16 protein-coding genes are annotated in these 19,070 nt (G+C 44.9%); 6 read left to right on the top strand and 10 right to left on the bottom strand.

Annotation, left to right across the window (positions count from 1 at the left end):
• Positions 1–58 precede the first annotated feature (58 nt).
• Complete coding sequence (locus WJM94_RS15740) at positions 59–1,942, top strand: methyl-accepting chemotaxis protein (protein WP_444495144.1); 1,884 nt, start codon at positions 59–61, stop codon at positions 1,940–1,942.
• A gap of 67 nt (positions 1,943–2,009) precedes the next feature.
• On the opposite strand, the gene WJM94_RS15735 is transcribed toward WJM94_RS15740, so the two are convergent.
• Positions 2,010–2,729, bottom strand: coding sequence for a 3'-5' exonuclease (locus tag WJM94_RS15735; RefSeq protein ID WP_444495143.1), 720 nt, complete (start codon positions 2,727–2,729; stop codon positions 2,010–2,012).
• A gap of 8 nt (positions 2,730–2,737) precedes the next feature.
• Positions 2,738–4,627, bottom strand: a complete 1,890-nt coding sequence (locus WJM94_RS15730) for a putative nucleotidyltransferase substrate binding domain-containing protein (RefSeq protein ID WP_444495142.1) — start codon at positions 4,625–4,627, stop codon at positions 2,738–2,740.
• A 194-nt stretch (positions 4,628–4,821) separates the two neighbouring features.
• On the opposite strand from WJM94_RS15730, the gene WJM94_RS15725 reads away from it, so the two are divergent.
• Complete coding sequence (locus WJM94_RS15725; protein WP_444495141.1) at positions 4,822–5,463, top strand: outer membrane beta-barrel protein; 642 nt, start codon at positions 4,822–4,824, stop codon at positions 5,461–5,463.
• Positions 5,464–5,540: 77 nt separating this feature from the next.
• Here WJM94_RS15725 and WJM94_RS15720 read toward each other — a convergent pair whose 3' ends face one another.
• From WJM94_RS15720 to WJM94_RS15710, 3 genes are all read right to left on the bottom strand, one after another.
• Positions 5,541–6,731: an amino acid aminotransferase gene (locus tag WJM94_RS15720; protein ID WP_444495140.1), complete on the bottom strand. Its 1,191-nt coding sequence runs from the start codon at positions 6,729–6,731 to the stop codon at positions 5,541–5,543.
• Positions 6,732–7,132: 401 nt separating this feature from the next.
• Positions 7,133–7,318, bottom strand: coding sequence for a hypothetical protein (locus WJM94_RS15715; RefSeq protein WP_444495139.1), 186 nt, complete (start codon positions 7,316–7,318; stop codon positions 7,133–7,135).
• An 81-nt stretch (positions 7,319–7,399) separates the two neighbouring features.
• Positions 7,400–7,660 carry a hypothetical protein gene (locus WJM94_RS15710; RefSeq protein ID WP_444495138.1) on the bottom strand — a complete coding sequence of 87 codons (261 nt, stop codon included), beginning with the start codon at positions 7,658–7,660 and terminating at the stop codon, positions 7,400–7,402.
• A gap of 174 nt (positions 7,661–7,834) precedes the next feature.
• On the opposite strand from WJM94_RS15710, the gene WJM94_RS15705 reads away from it, so the two are divergent.
• Together WJM94_RS15705 and WJM94_RS15700 are read left to right on the top strand one after the other, a co-directional pair.
• Positions 7,835–9,232: an aminotransferase-like domain-containing protein gene (locus WJM94_RS15705; protein ID WP_444495137.1), complete on the top strand. Its 1,398-nt coding sequence runs from the start codon at positions 7,835–7,837 to the stop codon at positions 9,230–9,232.
• A gap of 86 nt (positions 9,233–9,318) precedes the next feature.
• Positions 9,319–9,546, top strand: coding sequence for a hypothetical protein (locus WJM94_RS15700; RefSeq protein WP_444495136.1), 228 nt, complete (start codon positions 9,319–9,321; stop codon positions 9,544–9,546).
• 66 nt (positions 9,547–9,612) lie between these two features.
• On the opposite strand, the gene asnS is transcribed toward WJM94_RS15700, so the two are convergent.
• Positions 9,613–11,013 carry an asparagine--tRNA ligase gene (gene asnS / locus WJM94_RS15695; RefSeq protein ID WP_444495135.1) on the bottom strand — a complete coding sequence of 467 codons (1,401 nt, stop codon included), beginning with the start codon at positions 11,011–11,013 and terminating at the stop codon, positions 9,613–9,615.
• A 525-nt stretch (positions 11,014–11,538) separates the two neighbouring features.
• On the opposite strand from asnS, the gene queD reads away from it, so the two are divergent.
• Complete coding sequence (gene queD / locus WJM94_RS15690) at positions 11,539–11,901, top strand: 6-carboxytetrahydropterin synthase QueD (RefSeq protein WP_444495134.1); 363 nt, start codon at positions 11,539–11,541, stop codon at positions 11,899–11,901.
• Between the two features lie 133 nt (positions 11,902–12,034).
• Here the strand turns inward: queD and WJM94_RS15685 are convergent, their stop codons facing one another.
• The 4 genes from WJM94_RS15685 to pabB form a co-directional block, all read right to left on the bottom strand.
• Positions 12,035–13,396 (bottom strand): L-serine ammonia-lyase, encoded by a 1,362-nt coding sequence (locus WJM94_RS15685; RefSeq protein ID WP_444495133.1) that lies wholly within the window; start codon positions 13,394–13,396, stop codon positions 12,035–12,037.
• A gap of 98 nt (positions 13,397–13,494) precedes the next feature.
• Positions 13,495–14,748, bottom strand: coding sequence for an aromatic amino acid transport family protein (locus WJM94_RS15680; RefSeq protein ID WP_444495132.1), 1,254 nt, complete (start codon positions 14,746–14,748; stop codon positions 13,495–13,497).
• A 331-nt stretch (positions 14,749–15,079) separates the two neighbouring features.
• On the bottom strand, positions 15,080–15,679 hold the full coding sequence (locus tag WJM94_RS15675) for a CoA pyrophosphatase (protein WP_444495131.1): 600 nt from the start codon (positions 15,677–15,679) through the stop codon (positions 15,080–15,082).
• Between the two features lie 185 nt (positions 15,680–15,864).
• On the bottom strand, positions 15,865–17,226 hold the full coding sequence (pabB, locus tag WJM94_RS15670) for an aminodeoxychorismate synthase component I (protein ID WP_444495130.1): 1,362 nt from the start codon (positions 17,224–17,226) through the stop codon (positions 15,865–15,867).
• 289 nt (positions 17,227–17,515) lie between these two features.
• On the opposite strand from pabB, the gene WJM94_RS15665 reads away from it, so the two are divergent.
• The gene (locus tag WJM94_RS15665) at positions 17,516–19,033 is read left to right on the top strand and encodes a fumarate hydratase (RefSeq protein ID WP_444495129.1); all 1,518 of its coding nucleotides are present in this window, start codon (positions 17,516–17,518) and stop codon (positions 19,031–19,033) included.
• The last annotated feature ends 37 nt before the right edge of the window (positions 19,034–19,070 follow it).

Genomic DNA, 19,070 nt, shown 5'->3' with positions numbered 1-19,070 from the left:
CGAAAAAAAATGTGTAATATCCACGCTCCTAGGTTGTCTTTCCAAATCAAATATAATTATGAAACTTTCACTAAAACAAAAACTTATCGGCGCGAGTCTTTCTGCCGTTGTTGTTATGGCAGCAGCACTGACTTGGCTGTCGGCTGGTCAATTGTTTGATCAGACTTCTTCAGGTGTCTATGCACGAGCACAAAGCCTGAGTACGGTTGCATCAGAAGGGATTTCTGACTGGGTTACTATCCGGAAAGAAATTGCGACTGCATTTAATGATTATTCGACTGAGCAAGATGTTGTTCCATTCTTGCAGCAAGCCCGCAAAGCCGGCGGCTTTGATGATATCTTCCTTGGTACACCTAAAGGTGAAATGTACCGTTCTCATCCTGAGCGTAACCGTGCTGATTATGACCCACGGACTCGTCCTTGGTACAAAGATGCCAATGTCGCGGGTAAACAGATTATCACTGAGGCTTATCAGGACGCGATTACAAATGCACTCTTAGTCACGATTGCTGAGCCAGTTATGAAAAATGGTCAGTTTATTGGTGTAGTGGGTGCTGATGTTCTTATCGATCAGCTTATCAGCGATGTGATTAACCTGGATGCGGGTAAAAATGCAAAAGCCATGTTAATTGACATGAATGAAGGTACTTTCCTTGCGCACCCTGATAAAAGTTTAACGCTTAAGCCAATCACCAGCTTGTCTAGCGACTTTTCCAAACAGGCGATAGAGCGAGCTGCAATTGATGGCAAAATTGAGAGTACGACGATCAAAGGGGTAGAAAAACTTTACTACTTCCACAAAGTACCTGGAACGCACTGGATGTTCGCTATTGAAATGGATCGAGCAACAGAAGAGGCGGGAAATGCAGTTTTACTACGTGATTTGCTGATCACTGCTGTAATGATCACCATTGCTGTGATTGTGGCGGTTTCTTGGTTAGTGGGCTTCTTGTTCCGCGACTTGAATCGCGTTTCTCATGCATTAGAAGAAATTGCTTCTGGTGAAGGAGATCTAACTCAACGTCTAGAGCCGCGCAGCGACGATGAAGTGGGTAAACTCGCAGAAAACTTCAACCGCTTCGTGGGTAACATGCACACAATGGTGACTAAATTAAGTCACGTGTCTTCTTCCCTGTCTGAACAGGCTCGAACCACTGCTCAACAGGCGGAAGAGCGTAGCCAGCGTATTTCTTATCAGCAAGATGAAATCAATATGGTTGCTACAGCAGTTAACGAAATGGCGGCTGCGACGCAAGAAATTGCAGGCAATGCAGAAAGCACTGCGAGTAATTCGGAAGAGGCCGTACAGGCTTGTGCCCACGGTTCTAGCCAGGTTGCGCAGACTCAAAGTTCAATCCAGAACCTTGCTAAAGAGGTACAGGTTGCTACTGATGTGATTCAAGATCTGGAAGCGCACGGTAATAGTATCAATACAATCCTTTCAACCATTCAAGATATCGCAGAGCAGACTAACTTACTGGCACTTAATGCCGCGATCGAAGCAGCACGTGCTGGCGAACAAGGTCGTGGTTTCGCTGTTGTAGCGGATGAAGTTCGTGTATTGAGCCAACGTACACATGCTTCAACGAAAGAGATTCAAGAAACCATCGAGATGCTGCAAGGCACCACTAAGAAAGCCGTTGGGATAATGGGTGACAGCCGTCGTTTGGCTGATACCAGCGTTGACGACGCGAACGCTGCAGCGGCAAGTTTGACACAAATTCATAGTGCGGTAGAGCAGATCAGTGATATGGCGACGCAAATTGCATCGGCAGCAGAAGAACAGGCTTCAGTAACGACTGAGATCACTCGCAATACTGAAGGCATTCGCGATGTATCCAATGAGCTTTCGGCAGAAGCGCATAATGCTGCAGAGCAGGCCGCTCATCTATCTGAGTTGTCACATGAACTTGAACAAGAAATCAAACGCTTTAAGCTGTAGTATTCTGTTTTAAAAAGAAATAAAGGAGCCGTGTTGGCTCCTTTTCTGTATGTATGTTCGACAAATACTACAACCAAAACTCGCTAATTGGTGTTTTGTCGCTGAAGTGATGGGCAATTTGAGCCTGAAGTAGCTCTGCCGTTGCAATCGCATCTGTCAGAGCGTGATGAGGTGTATAGTCCGGTAGCCCGTAACGTCGGCGCGAATTCGCGAGCCGTACCGATTCAGGTTTTTTCCCTTTGAGTTTTTCCCATAGCGTTCCGGTATGCTTCTTTTGGATAACCTCTTCGATTTGCAGAGTATCTAACACCGGAAACTCAATGCCTTCACCAATTCGGTCTCTAAGTGCTCTATCGAGAAATTCGCGCTCAATACGACGATAGTGCACCACAATGATCTTGCCACTTAAACATGGTAAGAGCTCATCAAGGATATCTTCCAAATCAGGTGCGTCGATGAGCTCACTGTGAGTAATACCGTGAATGATGACGGAGTGTTCATCTAACTTCTTTTTAGGTCTGACTTTCCAGTGACGAGAACTTCTCAAAAAGACACGCTTGAGATTAAAAGGTACAAGACCGATGGTAATGATATCGTTTTTGTCAGGATCTAACCCAGTAGTCTCGAAATCCAGTGCAACAAATTCAACGTCGGATATCGGAGTGTCTGGGGCAGGGAGTTCTGTACTATAAAACGCAACCAGACTTTTATTGGATGTCATCTCACGCTTCTGTTTAAACTTTGCATGCCACTGGATTGTTGGTTTCTGAAAGAGCTTTTTCAACATGTCGAGACTCACTTAAAGCTCTTGCTTGCTTGATAGCGAAACTTAAGGAAGTTCTGGCCATTACTTAATATCTGGAAGGCATCCTTAAGGTTTCTACGCTCAAAGTCAGACAGTTTTTCTGGCTCTATGCTGTTGTCAGGATCAATTCCCGTTTCTACATCGTGAGCTTGATGTTGAATCCTCACCATCGAAATAAACTCTAAAGCATCCTTAAGGTCTTGTGCGCGACCTTTCGGCAAAATACCAGCATCGATAATGTCATCCAGACGCTCAAACGAGTTTTGAGCGCGTGACCCAACAGCAAGTGCATGGACGCGAATCAAGTCAACCAGAGGCGCAGTGCCTCGACGTTTCAAGTTTATCGAGTTCTTGTGCTGGCCGTCTTTCTCAACCACAAAGTTCTTGAAAAAGCCAAGTGGAGGCGTGCGGTTAAGTGCATTACGTGCCAGACAGGCAAGGAAACGATTATTTTTGCGAGCACGGCGAACAATAAAGCTGGTAAGCTGTTCTGCCCATTTCAAGCGGCCGTATACGCCATCCAAATCAAAGAAGATAGACGCGTTTAGCAGCGCTTTCGGGTTCGGATTGTCGATCCAATCGGCAAAACAATCTTCCCATTCAGAACGTGTCATACGCCACATACGATTGGTGGCCATGATGTCGCCAGTACAGTATTTATAGCCACATGCTTCTAAACCATCACTGACAAATTTAGCCAGATCTGCGAAATATTTGCCGTGTTTCTCTTCCCGGTAGCTTTCGTCTAGAATGATCGCATTGTCCTGATCCGTTACGAGAAGTTGCTCATCTCGCCCCATGGATCCTAGTGCGAGGAAACAATACGGAATGGGTGGGGAACCAAGTTCTTCTTCCGCCAATTCCAGCAGGCGTTGTTTAAAGCTTCTTCCTATCACCGACATTGCACTCCCCACCATGTGAGAGTTTGCGTCTTCATTCACCAGACGTACAAAACTGCTTTTCACTTCTTCAGCGACCACAGCCAGTTCTTCGATGGTGTGTTGGTGAAAGATGCTACTTACGAGTAGCAATGAGTTTTGCGACTCATAACGAACAATATCTGTAGTTTCGATGATGCCGATGGGCTGTTGGTTTTTAACCACGGGAAGATGATGGACGTTGTAGCGCAACATTTTCATCATCGCTTCATAGATGTAGGCGTTGTGATCGAGTGAGATGACTTCGGTCGTCATGACAGTGGCAACGTCGTCTTGAGGCGACTTCCCCTGAGCCAATACGCGCGCGCACAAGTCTCTATCAGTAATAATACCTAATACCGGAGACTGCGGATCATCTTCGTCTCGCACAAAATTTGGGTCGATGATTAGGAGAGAAGACACGTTATCATGCGCCATGATTTGTGCCGCTTGCTGAATAGTCTGGCCGCGTTCAATGGTAGGCGCGTCTCTCGTCAGCAGTGTTATCACTTTGGATGTCGCAAGGTCATTAGCGTGTTGGTTTTCTGAAATCGCTTGGCGCAAACGCGCACTGTTTCCAACCTCAACAAATTCCGTGAATGAGTCGTAGTTGTCATACAGTTCTTGGAAGACGTCTCCGGGGATACAGTAGATCAAAGCGTCTTCAATGGCTTTGACTGGGAAATGAACTTTGTTATTGGTGAGTAGACCCATCTGGCCGAAAATATCGCCTTTATCGAGCCGACTATAGAGTTCTCCTTTGCGTCGGTAGACTTCTACTACGCCACTACGAACGACATACAGCTCCTGAACATCATCTCCGAAATGAATGATAGGGGTATCTTGTCGATAGTAAGAGATCTCAACACTCTCTGTTACTTTGGTCAGCGCTTCTTTAGGTAGCTCGCTAAAAGGAGGGTACTTGGCGAGGAAGTTATAAATCTCGATAAGTTCTGCTTCCATGAGATTGCCTTTTGATTTTCAAGTAATAAAGTAATCTTAACTTAGTTTTAAAACAGAGTCTTAGTCAATCACGGATTTGGGCGGTCAATCATAAGATTCCGACGTGTCGCACGACAAAAGTAAGGACATTCAGTTAATATCGAATTTATCAAACGGGTGTTAAGTTATTATTGATTCTCATGAAAGGATATCGAATGTTGAGAAGTTTATTACTTGTATCGCTCCTGGCTGCTTCTACAGTAAGCGGTGCTTCTGAAGCGGAACAAGCTGAAAAATTTGGGTATGAGAATATCTACCTGAACGTTGGCGCAGGCACTACTAACGAAGAGTGGTTAGAGAACTCTAACGTCACTACCATTGATTTGGGCGGTAACTACTTACTCACGGACAATTGGTTATTGAATGGTGACTATTCGGCGCAATTTTTTCACCCGGACACTTATACGCTGCGAATTGACCGTTTAGCATTTGGTGGTGGTTACCGTTTTGGCTTGCTTCAGCAACTCGATCTGTACGCTTTATACCGATTAGGTGCCATCAAAGTAAAGGCTACTGACAATGACACTGATAGAACATTGGTATCAGAAACTGAATTTTTTCACGCTGCTGTAATGGGCGTAAACTACCTGTTGAGTGAAAACTTTACTCTGATTACCCAGTTGGAAGCCAATCGCAGTGATATCGTCGATGAAAACAAAATGACAATAGGTTTCAATTATCAATGGCATGATGTCATTGGTACTGGACTTTACTACCAGTATCGGGATACGGATTATAAGGACGCAAGCTCAGATTACATCAATGAAGTGGGTTTGAGTCTTAAGTTTGTTTATTAATCTTATAAGCGGAAATCAGCTAGAAAAACAAAAAGGTCAGCGTGTGCTGACCTTTTTCTCAATCTTATAGTTGCAAGTTAAAGAACCGCTGCGATACCTTTACACAGTGGACCCATGTTTGACTTCGTCATACCTGCCACACTGATTCGGCCTGAGCCTACGATGTAAATTGCAAACTCTTCTTTCAGACGGTTTACTTGCTCTTTAGATAGACCAGAGAAAGAGAACATGCCGTTTTGACGCTCGATGAAGCTAAAGTCTGCGTCTACACCTTCTTCTTTTAGCGTTGCTACAAACAACTCACGCATTTCCTGAATACGGTCACGCATTTCTGCTACTTCCGCTTCCCACTCTGCACGAAGGTCAGCATCGTTTAGGATGTGTGTTACAACAGCACTACCGTGAGCTGGTGGGTTAGAGTAAATAGAGCGAATGATTGCTTTTACTTGAGAGAATGCAGTTGTCGCAATGTCTTCAGACTCAGCAACAAGAGTGAACGCACCTACACGCTCATTGTATAGGCCGAAGTTTTTAGAGAATGAACTAGCAACTAGGATCTCTTTGTTGTACTTAGAAAAAGTACGAAGACCAGAAGCGTCTTCCTCAACGCCTTTCGCGAAACCTTGGTATGCGAAGTCGAATAGAGGTAGTAGTTTTTTCTCAGCAACCAGCTTAGCTAGCGTTTCCCATTCTTCTGCAGTAGGGTCGATACCAGTTGGGTTGTGGCAGCAGCCGTGCAGCAGAACTACGTCGCCTTCAGATGCAGCTTGAAGATCACTAAGCATCGCATCAAAGTCTTTATCTTTGTTGTCAGCGTTGTAGTAGCTGTATTGAGCAGTTTCAAGACCTGCAGCAGTGAAAACACCATTGTGGTTTGCCCAAGTTGGGTTACTGATCCAGATTTTTACATCGCCTAGCTGACGTTTAATGAATTCGCCTGCTACACGTAGAGCACCAGTACCACCAGGCGCTTGAGCTGTTTTTGCACGCTTGTCAGCAACGATTTCTGCGTCGTCACCGAACAGAAGTTTTTGTACTGCTAGGGCGTACTCCGCTGTACCTTCGATTGTTAGGTAAGATTTGGTTTTTTCACTCTCAATAAGAGCTGCTTCAGCTTTCTTTACCGTAGCAAGAACAGGGGTTTCGCCTTGTTCGTTCTTGTAGATACCTACGCCAAGGTTAATTTTTTCTGTGCGAGGATCTTTTTTAAATTCTTCAGTAAGACCAAGAATAGGGTCGGCCGGAGCGGCTACTACTTTTTCAAACATAATCTTCATCCATGTTAATCGAAGGGTGTGCTCGTATTTATACCTGTCAGCATTACTTGTTACAACACATACTTAAAAGAAAACTTAAAAAAGATGCGATTTGAAATGGAAACCTAAGATAAGCCAGACTTTTGCCATGCAAACCGTGCTTATAATTACTGTTCTAAGCGAGCTTTATCTCGAAATGATGCTCTTTTGTTCATCGGATGCAATCGTTTACTAAAAGAGGAATGTAGGATTGAATTGTTATGAAAATGTTTCAAAAATAGGTTTGATCGTTTTAAGCAAAAACCCAAGCAGGCTCTTAACAAAACAAAAATCCAAAGCCCAAATAAGTTATTTAATAAATGTTGTTTAAAGTCCTAATTGTTACTTCATCGTTAAATAAGACGATTACACATTTATGGCGGGTTTAGCTCTATTTGGCTCGAAATCAAAATTGATGCTTGTTTTTCAATATCGCGAACATCAATATGAAGCAAAATTGCGATATCAAGATGCAATTCGACCAAATCTCGACCAAAGCAAAAAGCGCGTTGTTTCTTTTCTGGGATACGAACATCGAGGAGTGCATCATCATTTTTCAAACTGACTAAGCAAATAAAGGAGAGGCGGGTAATTTGCCAGATAGCTAATGATGATGCACAGAATATTACCGATGTGTGCGTCTAGTCGTCTTGCTTTTCTTCTTTGCTAGCGTTTTCCTCGTTTAGGTGTCTAACAATTGCCTCTTTGGCATGTTCTTCGGTTGCTTCTTCACCTGGTGGTACAACAAGATCTGCCATTTTGTGCATACCCATTGCGTCTTCAGCAATATGTAACCAGTCAGGATGCCAATAATAAGGATCAGCCGCACCAGGGTGATCCCAGCTATGGACACCTTTATGTGCACCTCGGTATGAGAGGTCATCCATAGTAAACACTTTCATAACTTCCTCCAAAAAATCGTCATTCCTTTGAAAGTATGGAACATAATTCTCCATTTCGGATCAAGAATTCGTATGACCAAGTTTGATTAATTACCTTGCAAGAACAACAAACACGCTACCAGAATGTCGGCTTGAAGTATGCTAAGGTGGACTCGAGATCAGAGTGAGAGACAGATGAACCGATATCGTCAATTAGCCGAACTGTTTAAATCACAGATTCAGCAGAATACGTGGAGAGCAGGGGAGAAACTTCCATCAGTGCGCGTCACTGGCCGTAACCATTCTGTAAGTGCAGGTACGGTATTGCAGGCGTACCAGTTGTTAGAGGCTCAAGGTTGGGTGATGGCGAAACCTCAATCTGGTTATTACGTCACGGCTGAATTAGATCGCTTTGAGCCAAATGATGCGCCAAAGAACATTTACCATTCGACTGTCAATGATGAACTTTATGATTATCTTAAACAGCAAGTCATACCTGATGCTGTTCGTCTGGGCTCTGCTTTCCCTGATCCAGCGTTGTTCCCTCTGGAAGCGCTTAACCGCAACCTTGCTAGCTCCGGACGTAAGATGGGGCCGGAAAGTTTACTCAATAACTTGCCTCCGGGTAGCGAATCCTTACGTCGATTAATCGCTCAGCGTTACATTCAGCATGGAGTTCCGAATACGCACGAAGATATCGTAATTACCTCTGGCGCGTTGGAAGCGCTTAATCTGAGCTTACAAGCGGTTACACGGCCAGGAGATACTGTCGTTGTGGAATCTCCGACCTTTTATGGCGCGCTGCAAGCTGTTGAGCGTCTCGGGTTAAAAGCGATTGAATTACCTGTTGATGCACAAAGAGGGCATGATCTTGAAAGGCTTGAAGCCATTTTTGCCGACCATGACGTTCGCGCTTGCTGGTTGATGGTCAATTTTCAAAATCCTACTGGTACATCGCTTTCTGATGCGCAAAAAAGTCGCATAGTCAGTTTGGCTGATAAATATGATGTAATTTTAATTGAAGATGATGTGTATTCTGAGCTGCATTTTTCTGCCAATAAGCCCACTTCACTGAAAACCTTTGATACGCAAGAACGCGTGCTTCATTGCTCATCATTTTCAAAGAGTCTCTGTCCGGGATATCGACTTGGATGGGTGGTGAACAAACGCTTTAATGAGAAGCTTCAAAAGCTTCAGCTTATTTCTACGTTATCGGGAAGTGCACCGATTCAACAAGGTATCGCCCACTATCTGCAAAATGACAGCTACGATAATCACTTGAGAAAGCTGCGTAAAATCATGCAACAACGCCAAAGCTTGTTCGTCGATTTGTTACAACGCTATTTTCCCCAACAAGTGAAGTATACGGTACCAAAAGGCGGCTACTTTTTATGGGTGAAGTTGCCAGAAGGCGCCAATAGTAAGACTATTTATCAGGCATTATTACAACAGCAAGTAACCGTCGCATATGGCAAGCTATTCTCTAGCGATAACAAATATGAAAACTATTTGCGACTCAATACCTCCATGCCAGTCGATGCTCAGCTAGAAAATGCAATCAAAAATATTGGTGGTTTATTGACAACTGTTTAGCTGATTTTCATCAAAACTGTATCAGTACACATCGGTGAGAGCGTGGTTAAATCTTAGGGATAACAACCTCTTGGCTAGGAGTACTGATGGACAAGCAGTCGGTAAAACATGAATTAAAACTGATCGTTGTGGCCATATTTAGCGCGTTCTTATTGGTGTTTGCACACCTTATTTTGGCGAAATCGTTCTCTCATTATGCATGGGTCGAATACACCGCTGCGGTGATCCCGTTCGTTATCTTTGGACTGTGTTTTGTGGGCGTGAGGTATGCTGTGAAAGCAGATCAAGAAGAAAGTAATACTAAATTGAAATGATCAGAAGACAAAATAAAAGACCTCCACTCGGGAGGTCTTTTTCAATTCTGTATCACCAAAAAGTGATTAGAAGTTCGCTGAGCGAGGCGTACGTGGGAATGGGATCACGTCACGAACGTTGCCCATACCTGTTACGTAAGAAACCAGACGCTCGAAACCTAGACCGAAGCCTGCGTGTGGTACTGTACCGTAACGACGTAGGTCGCGGTACCAGTTCATGTGTTCTGGATCGATGCCCATCTCACGCATACGTGAATCCAGAACGTCCAGACGCTCTTCACGTTGCGAACCACCGATGATTTCACCGATGCCAGGTGCTAGAACGTCCATAGCCGCTACAGTCTTACCGTCTTCGTTAAGACGCATGTAGAACGCTTTGATGTCTTTCGGGTAGTTTTTAACGATTACTGGTGCTTTGAAGTGTTCTTCAGCTAGGAAACGCTCGTGCTCAGAAGACATGTCGATGCCCCATTCAACTGGGAACTCGAACTCACGTCCCGAATCCAGAAGGATTTGGATCGCGTCAGTGTAGTCTACTTGTGCGAAATCAGAAGAAACGAATTGCTCTAGGCGAGTGATCGCTTCTTTGTCGATGCGTTGTGCGAAGAACTCTAGGTCATCGCGACGCTCTTCCAGTACCGCTTTGAATACGTACTTAAGCATGTCTTCAGCAAGCTTCGCTACATCGTCAAGTTCTGCGAACGCAACTTCAGGCTCAACCATCCAGAATTCCGCTAGGTGGCGGCTTGTGTTTGAGTTTTCAGCGCGGAATGTAGGACCGAACGTGTAAACCTTGCTTAGTGCACAAGCGTAAGCTTCTGCGTTTAGCTGACCAGATACCGTCAGGAATGTCTCTTTACCGAAGAAGTCTTCGTTGTAGTCTACTTTACCAGCGTCTGTGCGAGGTAGGTTTTCCATGTCTAGCGTAGAAACGCGGAACATCTCACCAGCACCTTCTGCGTCAGAAGCTGTGATTAGCGGAGCAGATACCCAGAAGTAACCTTGCTCATGGTAGAAGCGGTGAATTGCTTGAGACAGGCAGTTACGTACACGAGCTACAGCGCCGATCACGTTAGTGCGTGGACGAAGGTGTGCTACTTCACGTAGGAACTCGATTGAGTGACGAGTTTTTGCCATTGGGTAAGTTTCAGCATCTTCAACCCAGCCTACAACTTTAACGTCAGTTGCTGCTAGCTCGAAATCTTGGCCAGAAGCAGGAGACTCAACAATCTTACCAGTTACTTCAACAGAGCAGCCAGTTGTTAGCTTTAATACTTCGTTGTCGTAATTATTAAGATTATTAGGGACCACGGCCTGAATCGGGTCGAAACAAGAGCCGTCATAAATGGCAAGGAAAGAGATTCCAGCTTTGGAATCACGACGTGAACGGATCCAGCCACGAACAGTAACTTCACTGTCTACTGCTAGCTGACCTTTCAAAACGTCTGATACAGGCGCGTAAGTCATGTTTTCAATATTCTCCATAGAGGTAAAAATTCAACTCAACACTCTTAAAAGTCCTTGTTTCATAATGTTATTGTTTAAAAAACAAGCAAAGCGCTGAGTTGAGTAGAATTTTACAGATTCAACGAGACATATTACCTGTCAATTCGTCAGCTTCAACCTTTATATTCACTTTGACGGTCAGAAATGGACTATTTTGCCTTCCTTTGTTGTTCTGAAAGAGTGAATTGGCTAGGTAAATGATCTAAATGCTCTGAAAACGATGCTAAGTCAACGCTGCTATTCCGTTTATGGGAAGTTGATTGAGAGCTCTTATATGCATATAGGGTGACCATGTCTGTTGTGGATATGTAATTGTGATGTGAGGGCTGTGTAGTTAAAAGATTGGTGTGTGAGAAAAATGCGTCGTTCGGAGAGTCGATGGTGAAGTAAACTACCTGAAAATATCGTTCAATAGCCGACTAATACTTGTCTCTTGGCAGTGATTTCCTTAGTATTACGTGTTTTTTTTAAAGCCTGAGAATCAAGATGAAAACAGAATTGTACAAAGAGTTTATGTTCGAAGCGGCACACCACTTGCCACACGTACCGGAAGGGCACAAGTGTGGTCGTTTGCACGGACACTCTTTCCTTGTTCGTCTTTATGTAGAAGGTGAGGTAGACCCGCATACGGGTTGGGTTGTGGACTTTGCAGAAATCAAAGCGGCTTTCAAACCAATTTACAATCGTTTAGACCATTACTACCTAAACGATATCGAAGGTCTGGAGAACCCAACCAGCGAAGTGCTAGCGAAATGGATTTGGCAGCAACTGAAACCAATCCTTCCGTTACTAAGCAAAGTAGAGATCAAAGAGACTTGCACTGCAGGTTGTATCTACAAAGGCGAGTAATCGCGACAAGTGTTGAGAACAAAGGCAAGCCTAGCGCTTGCCTTTGTTGTATCTGACCTATCAAAAACAAAGAAGACTCAAATACAAAAAAGCCCGAGCAGTTAGCTCAGGCTTGATAGACATAGAATCGGGATTAGCAGATAACTTTAACGGCCAGGCCACCTTGTGAGGTTTCGCGGTATTTCGCGTTCATGTCCTTACCTGTCTCCAGCATGGTTTCGATAACCTTATCCAGAGATACAGTAGGAGCTGACGAACGGCGCAGCGCCATACGAGTTGAGTTGATCGCTTTCACTGCTGCGATACCATTACGCTCGATACATGGCACTTGTACCTGACCTGCAACAGGGTCACATGTCAGACCAAGGTTATGTTCCATTGCGATTTCCGCCGCCATACAAACTTGTTCAGGGCTACCACCCATCAGCTCTGCAAGACCCGCGGCTGCCATCGAACACGCCACACCAACTTCGCCCTGACAGCCAACTTCAGCGCCAGAGATAGATGCGTTGCGTTTGTAAAGACCACCGATTGCACCAGAAGCTGCAAAGTAACGGATGTAGTCTTTCTCTGTTACGGTTTGAATAAACTTGTCGTAGTAAGCCAGTACTGCAGGGATGATGCCACACGCACCGTTTGTTGGTGCTGTAACTACACGGCCACCTGCTGCGTTTTCTTCGTTCACTGCGAAAGCAAACATGTTTACCCAGTCAACCACAGACATAGGGTCGTTGGTGGTTTTCTCTGAAGTAAGTAGTTGCTGACGAAGTGCCGCTGCACGACGAGGCACACGCAATGGACCCGGTAGAATACCTTCTTCATTCATGCCGCGATCCATACACTCGCGCATGGTGCGCCAGATGTTCGCAAAGTAAGTACGAGTTTCCTCGTCAGAATGAAGTGCTTTCTCGTTCTTCATTACCAATGCGCTAACAGAAAGCCCACTGTCACGACATTGATTTACAAGCTCTTCAGCTGAGATGAATTCGTAAGGAACCTTAATTGGGTTCTCTATTTCTTTACCGAAGTTTTCCTCATCAACGATAAAACCACCACCGATAGAGTAATAAGTTTTTGAGTATGCTTTTTCATCGTCAATCCAAGCGTGGATTTGCATACCGTTCTCGTGAAGTTCAAGGTTAGTCTTGTGGAAATTCATCCCTCCTTCACGAGGAAAAGATACTGTATGACAGTGCATGCCAACAGGAAGACGCTCAGTTTCTTCTACGCGAGCAATAAAGCCCGGAATAGAATCGATATCTACTTTCTCAGGGGTGTTGCCCGCAAGACCCATGATGATAGCAATATCCGTGTGGTGACCTTTCCCTGTCAGTGATAGCGATCCATAAACGTCAACGGTGATTTTAGTGATGTCGCGTAATTTTCCCATTGCGCGAAGATCATCAATAAACTCTTTACCCGCTTTCATTGGGCCTACAGTGTGTGAGCTTGAAGGACCAACACCGATTTTATAGATATCAAAAACACTAATCATATCGATTACCTCAGAAGAAAGCCTCCCGAGTGGGTACTGGGAGGCTTAATTTTTATCGTTATATTTTTGAATTAATCACGCTTGATTTTAAGCTGTGATTAAAGAGCGCCGTAGATTACAGAACTAATGGCTGCAAGACCACAGATTGCTGTGAAAATTTGCACAGGTGCTGAAGTTTTGTACTTCGCCATTGCTGGCACTTTCTGCATAGCGAAAACTGGCATCAGGAATAGGATTGCCGCAATCATTGGCGCACCCATTGTTTCAATCATGCCGAGGATACTTGGGTTCACGATAGCAACGATCCAAGTGGTTACTACGATGAAGATTAGAGACGTCTTTTCAATTTTGCTTACGCTACTGTTAGAACGAGACTTGACCAAACCTACCAGACCTTCGTGCGCACCTAGGAAGTGACCGAAGTAGCTAGAAGTGATCGCTGCAAACGCAACCAGTGGACCTAAGTAAGAGATCAGTGGAGACTCGTGAACGTTCGCTAGGTAAGAAAGTACAGAGATGTTTTGTGACTGTGCAGTTGCTAGTTGCTCTGGAGACAGAGAAAGCACTACAGAGAACACGAAGAACATAACGAAGCCCATTAGCATCATTGCTGCGCCGCCAGTGATACCGTCAGTCTTCTTCACTGCATTTTCACCGTACACGCGACGTTGTTCTTTAGAGAACTGAGAAATGATAGGGCTGTGGTTGAATGAGAATACGATGATTGGAATTGCCAGCCAAACGATAGTCGGCATTTCACCCCAGTTTGGAGCGACTTCCATCATTGATGTATTCCATTCAGGAATTAGGTAGAAAGACAGTGCTAGCAGGATGAAAACCAGAGGGTAAACCATTGCTGAAGTTGCTTTCAGCATTAGCTCTTTACCAAATACCACGCCAGCTGTCATTGCTGCAATAAGAGCACCAGATAGTAGCCAGCGAGGAATTGATTCCATGCCCATTTGGTTCACTAAGAATGAGTCAACCGTGTTTGTAATGCCGACACCGTAGATAAGTACGATAGGGTAAATAGCGAAAAAGTAAGCGAAAGTAATAAGGTTAGCGCCAGTTTTACCGAAGTGCTCTTCTACTGTGTCAGTGATGTCAGCTTCTGGGTGCTTCGCTGAAAGAACGAAGCGAGCCAGAGATTTGTGTGCAAACCAAGTCATTGGTGCTGCAATTAGGGCTAGGATTACTAATGGCCAGAAACCACCCGCACCAGCTTTAATTGGTAGGAATAGTACACCTGCACCTACTGCTGTACCGAACAGGGACAGACACCAGGTGAAGTCTTTGTAAGAAAACTTACTAGACGATTGTGCGGTAGTAACCGCTGAATTAACTGAATTCATTTTTTGTTTACTCATTTTGGGAACAGGAAATAAGTCGGGTGCAATTTTGCAAAATTTTGCATTGATAAAATTAGATCTAGGTCATGTATTTCTTGGGCTTATTGAACAATATGTCAAAAACCTGTTTTTTATCACGAAAATGATGTGCTACTAGTGATTATTGCTAATGTCTCGAATTAGAAAATCTAATTGATAGGATTGTTTGTATATATTTTTATCAACGCAATCGCTTACGTTGAAAATAATAAATTAAGCTAATGTGAACGGTTAGTTAAGAAGTGTTGCTTTACTGAGCAGAGAGCTAAGGCGATGTGCCAAATCTGGCACTGTGTTACTTAGAAATGATGTGCTTTTGCATCGACTCAATGATTTGAGCGGTCATGCCCCAAATGAAATGTTGGCCGTATGGGATAGCGAACACACGATGACTGGTCTGCTTAAGTTCGAACTTCGTACTGTAGAGTTTATCCGGATTCAAAATATGATTGGCCGGAACTTCGAAGACATACTCTACTTCATTGGGATCAATTTGAGTTTTGTAATCTGGGGACACAAATGCCAGAAAAGGGGTGACATTAAAACGGCTAATGGTAGGCAGTTTAGGTAATTGACCGAATATGTTTATGTATTGTTTTTCGATGCCGACTTCTTCTTGAGTCTCACGAAGCGCGGTATTCACCAGATGAATGTCTTCAGGTTCAAATTTGCCGCCGGGGAAGCTGATCTGCCCCGGATGATGGCGCAAGTGCTCCGCTCTTTTAGTCAAAATAACCTGTAGTCCTTGTGGACGTTCGACAAAACCTATCAATACCGCAGCGTCACGCAAAGGCTTTCCTTTTAAAAAGTTCAAGCGGGCAAGTGACTCCTGGTGGTAACCGGTAGGTAACTGCAACTGAAAGTTTTGCAGTAATTTTGTTTTGTCGATGACCAAATTGCGTCCTTTTGTCTAACACCTATTGATAATTATAGAGAGGCTCGGCCATCTCGCTAAACGTCTCTTTGAGATTATACCGATAGTCACCGGGAGTAAATCAGACGTTAGGGTAAGAACGCTAATGCAAAAACGCCCCCAAATTGCGGAGGCGTTGAGATATGGTTTGAAGAGTACCGATGTCGTTACTGTAATGCCGGTAGAATTTTCGATAGTTTATCCAGTGTCTCCTGATACTCGGCCGCACACTCACTGTCTGCGACTACACCACCACCAGCCCACGCATAGAGGTTGCCTTTTTCTGCGACCAGAGTACGAATGGTGATACTGGTATCCATGCGGCCATGACGCGAAATATAGCCAATACTGCCACAGTAAGCACTGCGTCGGTGTGGTTCTAACTCTTCAATGATCTGCATGGCACGCACTTTTGGTGCGCCAGTGATTGAACCACCAGGGAAGCACGCACGCAATAAATCCGCTGGGGAGTATTGTTCGTCCAAATCCGCTCGAATCGTGCTTACCAAATGATGAACGGCCGGGAAGCTTTCAATATCGAACAGCTTTGGAACATGAACGCTACCCGGTGATGCGACGCGGCCAATGTCATTACGAAGCAGGTCTACAATCATCAAGTTTTCAGCCTGATCTTTCTCTGCAGTTTGCAAATCATGTGCATTTGCTTGATCTTGCTCTGCATCGAGGCTGCGAGGGCGCGTACCTTTGATCGGTTTGGTCTCGATGCCCCGGTCTTTTAGTTCCAGAAAGCGTTCTGGCGAGATGCTTAAAATTGAAGACTCAGGCATACGAATAAACGCAGAAAAAGGCGCTTGGTTGGCCGATTCCAGCTTTAGGTAGGCTTGCCATTCGCTGCCGGTATATGGCGCATTAAAACGCTGGGCTAAGTTGATCTGGTAGCAATCACCGCTTAACAGGTATTCCTGCACGCTATCAAAGCGGGAGGCATACGACTGTTCAGTCATGTTTGATTTCCAAGGCCCGGTCAAACTAAACTCAGTGTCTTGCACTTCCGTTTGTTTATTGAGCCAATCCCAGGCTTGCACAATGTTTTGTCCAACCATACACGCTTTTTTGAGCTTGTGATCGACAACGAACGCCCACTCGTACAGGCCAACAGCCATATCCGCTGTCTGCAGATCTTTTTCGGCAAGTTCCGGCATGGTTTCAACGCGGCGACCTAAATCGTAGCTAAAGTAACCCAGTGCGCCGCCAACAAACGGTAAGTCCCATTCTGAGCTTAGGTTTACACTCGGTAGCCATTGCTGTTGCAATTGGTCGAGCAGGGCAAACGGGTCCTCATTCGATACATAATCGTCTGAAGGCGTTTTAATGTGTGTGTTATCGGCAATAGTTTCTATCGTCGCTACGGGATTCGCTACGAGAATATCAAATCGGCTGTCGATATGGGTCTCAGATGCGGAGCGCAGCAACATCGCCCATGGCTGGTGCTGAATACGAGAAAAAAGGCGAAGAGCTATGTCTGGTGCGTATTCCAACGCTTTAAAATCAATGAATTGATTATCCATGTTGTTCATTTGTGTAATTTGTGACAAAGAGATCGTTCACTGCATGGCATGTCATGGGCAGCAAGAGTATCATATTCCACCGTATAGCCAAACTTCCTCTATACAAAGGGTCCTGAGGAAGTTTTACTATACAAGAAGGCGACTTCAGTAACTCGTATGTCGATATCAGCCATTCGACATCGGTTTATAAAATGTGTTTATAAAAAATGAAGCTCAAGAGAGCAATTAGCTCAACAGACACGATTGAAGCCAAGCCAGTAATGGAAGCATAACTATAACGAGGCATGTAATGACGGTAATTCGCAAGCAGGATGTCATCAGCAGTGTTGCTGATGCGCTACAGTACATTTCTTACTACCACCCGCTAGACTTTGTTCAAGCCCTTGAAAAAGCCTACCACCGCGAACAGAGCCAAGCCGCGAAAGACGCGATTGCGCAGATTTTAATTAACTCCCGTATGTCAGCAGAAGGCCATCGCCCAATCTGTCAGGACACAGGTATCGTGACTTGTTTTGTCAACATCGGCATGGGTGTTCAGTGGGACTCAACGGACATGACTGTTCAGCAAATGGTAGATGAAGGCGTTCGACAAGCATACACGAATCCAGATAACCCATTGCGTGCCTCGGTTCTGATGGATCCTGCTGGTAAACGTATTAACACCAAAGACAACACGCCAGCGGTAGTACATATCAATATGGTACCGGGGGATAAAGTTGAAATTCAGATCGCGGCAAAAGGCGGCGGTAGTGAAAACAAAACTAAGATGGTGATGTTAAATCCATCTGACGATATTGCTGAATGGGTAGAAAAAACACTACCAACAATGGGCGCTGGTTGGTGTCCACCGGGCATGCTTGGCATTGGTATTGGCGGTACGGCTGAAAAAGCAGCGGTACTGGCAAAAGAATCGCTAATGGAACATATCGATATTCAAGAACTTATCGATCGCGGCCCACAAAACGCAGAAGAAGAGCTTCGTCTTGATATCTTCAATCGCGTGAACAAACTTGGTATCGGTGCGCAAGGTCTTGGCGGCCTGACTACGGTAGTTGACGTTAAGATCAAAACAGCGCCAACGCACGCTGCGTCTAAGCCAGTATGTTTGATCCCGAACTGTGCAGCGACTCGTCACGTACACTTCACGCTAGATGGCTCCGGTCCGGCAGACTTAACGCCGCCTAAGCTTGAAGAGTGGCCCGATATCACCTGGGAAGCGGGCGCGAATGCCCGTCGTGTTAACTTAGACGAAGTGACACAAGCAGATGTCGAGCAGTGGAAGACAGGCGAGACAATTCTTCTTTCTGGTAAGATTCTTACTGGTCGCGATGCGGCACACAAACGCATCCAGACGATGTTGCAAAATGGTGAGGGGTTACCTGAAGGAGTCGATTTCAAAGGTAAATTTATCTACTACGTAGGCCCAGTAGACGCGGTGGGTGATGAAGCCGTTGGTCCTGCTGGTCCAACAACGTCAACACGTATGGATAAGTTCACGGATATGATGCTTGATGAAACAGGCATTATGGGCATGATCGGTAAAGCGGAACGTGGTCCTGCGACGGTAGAATCTATCAAGAAGCACAAAGCGGTTTATCTAATGGCGGTTGGCGGAGCAGCTTATCTGGTTGCTAAGGCAATCAAAAAAGCGCGCGTGGTAGCGTTTGAAGATCTGGGTATGGAAGCGATCTACGAATTTGAAGTAGAAGACATGCCAGTGACTGTTGCGGTAGACTCTAACGGTGTGAATGCTCACCAGATTGGTCCTGACACTTGGAAAGTGAAAATTCAAGAGATGGAAGCTTAATATAAACGGCACTTTAAGAACGTCTCAGCCATGAGAA

The organism is Vibrio sp. YIC-376 (genome assembly GCF_052353105.1).
Classification (GTDB): Bacteria; Pseudomonadota; Gammaproteobacteria; order Enterobacterales; family Vibrionaceae; genus Vibrio.
Note: the sequence above shows the minus strand (reverse complement) of the source record. Positions and strands in the feature narration are given on the sequence as shown.

Excerpts from the sequence above, each read along its gene's own strand:
- WJM94_RS15710 (WP_444495138.1), bottom strand. The coding sequence starts at position 7,660 with ATGAAAGTGTTTACTATGGATGACCTCTCATACCGAGGTGCACATAAA.
- pabB (WP_444495130.1), bottom strand. The coding sequence starts at position 17,226 with ATGGATAATCAATTCATTGATTTTAAAGCGTTGGAATACGCACCAGAC.
- WJM94_RS15685 (WP_444495133.1), bottom strand. The coding sequence starts at position 13,396 with ATGATTAGTGTTTTTGATATCTATAAAATCGGTGTTGGTCCTTCAAGC.
- WJM94_RS15740 (WP_444495144.1), top strand. The coding sequence starts at position 59 with ATGAAACTTTCACTAAAACAAAAACTTATCGGCGCGAGTCTTTCTGCC.
- WJM94_RS15720 (WP_444495140.1), bottom strand. The coding sequence starts at position 6,731 with ATGTTTGAAAAAGTAGTAGCCGCTCCGGCCGACCCTATTCTTGGTCTT.
- WJM94_RS15730 (WP_444495142.1), bottom strand. The coding sequence starts at position 4,627 with ATGGAAGCAGAACTTATCGAGATTTATAACTTCCTCGCCAAGTACCCT.
- WJM94_RS15725 (WP_444495141.1), top strand. The coding sequence starts at position 4,822 with ATGTTGAGAAGTTTATTACTTGTATCGCTCCTGGCTGCTTCTACAGTA.
- WJM94_RS15680 (WP_444495132.1), bottom strand. The coding sequence starts at position 14,748 with ATGAATTCAGTTAATTCAGCGGTTACTACCGCACAATCGTCTAGTAAG.
- asnS (WP_444495135.1), bottom strand. The coding sequence starts at position 11,013 with ATGACTTACGCGCCTGTATCAGACGTTTTGAAAGGTCAGCTAGCAGTA.
- WJM94_RS15735 (WP_444495143.1), bottom strand. The coding sequence starts at position 2,729 with ATGTTGAAAAAGCTCTTTCAGAAACCAACAATCCAGTGGCATGCAAAG.
- WJM94_RS15705 (WP_444495137.1), top strand. The coding sequence starts at position 7,835 with ATGAACCGATATCGTCAATTAGCCGAACTGTTTAAATCACAGATTCAG.
- WJM94_RS15700 (WP_444495136.1), top strand. The coding sequence starts at position 9,319 with ATGGACAAGCAGTCGGTAAAACATGAATTAAAACTGATCGTTGTGGCC.
- queD (WP_444495134.1), top strand. The coding sequence starts at position 11,539 with ATGAAAACAGAATTGTACAAAGAGTTTATGTTCGAAGCGGCACACCAC.
- WJM94_RS15665 (WP_444495129.1), top strand. The coding sequence starts at position 17,516 with ATGACGGTAATTCGCAAGCAGGATGTCATCAGCAGTGTTGCTGATGCG.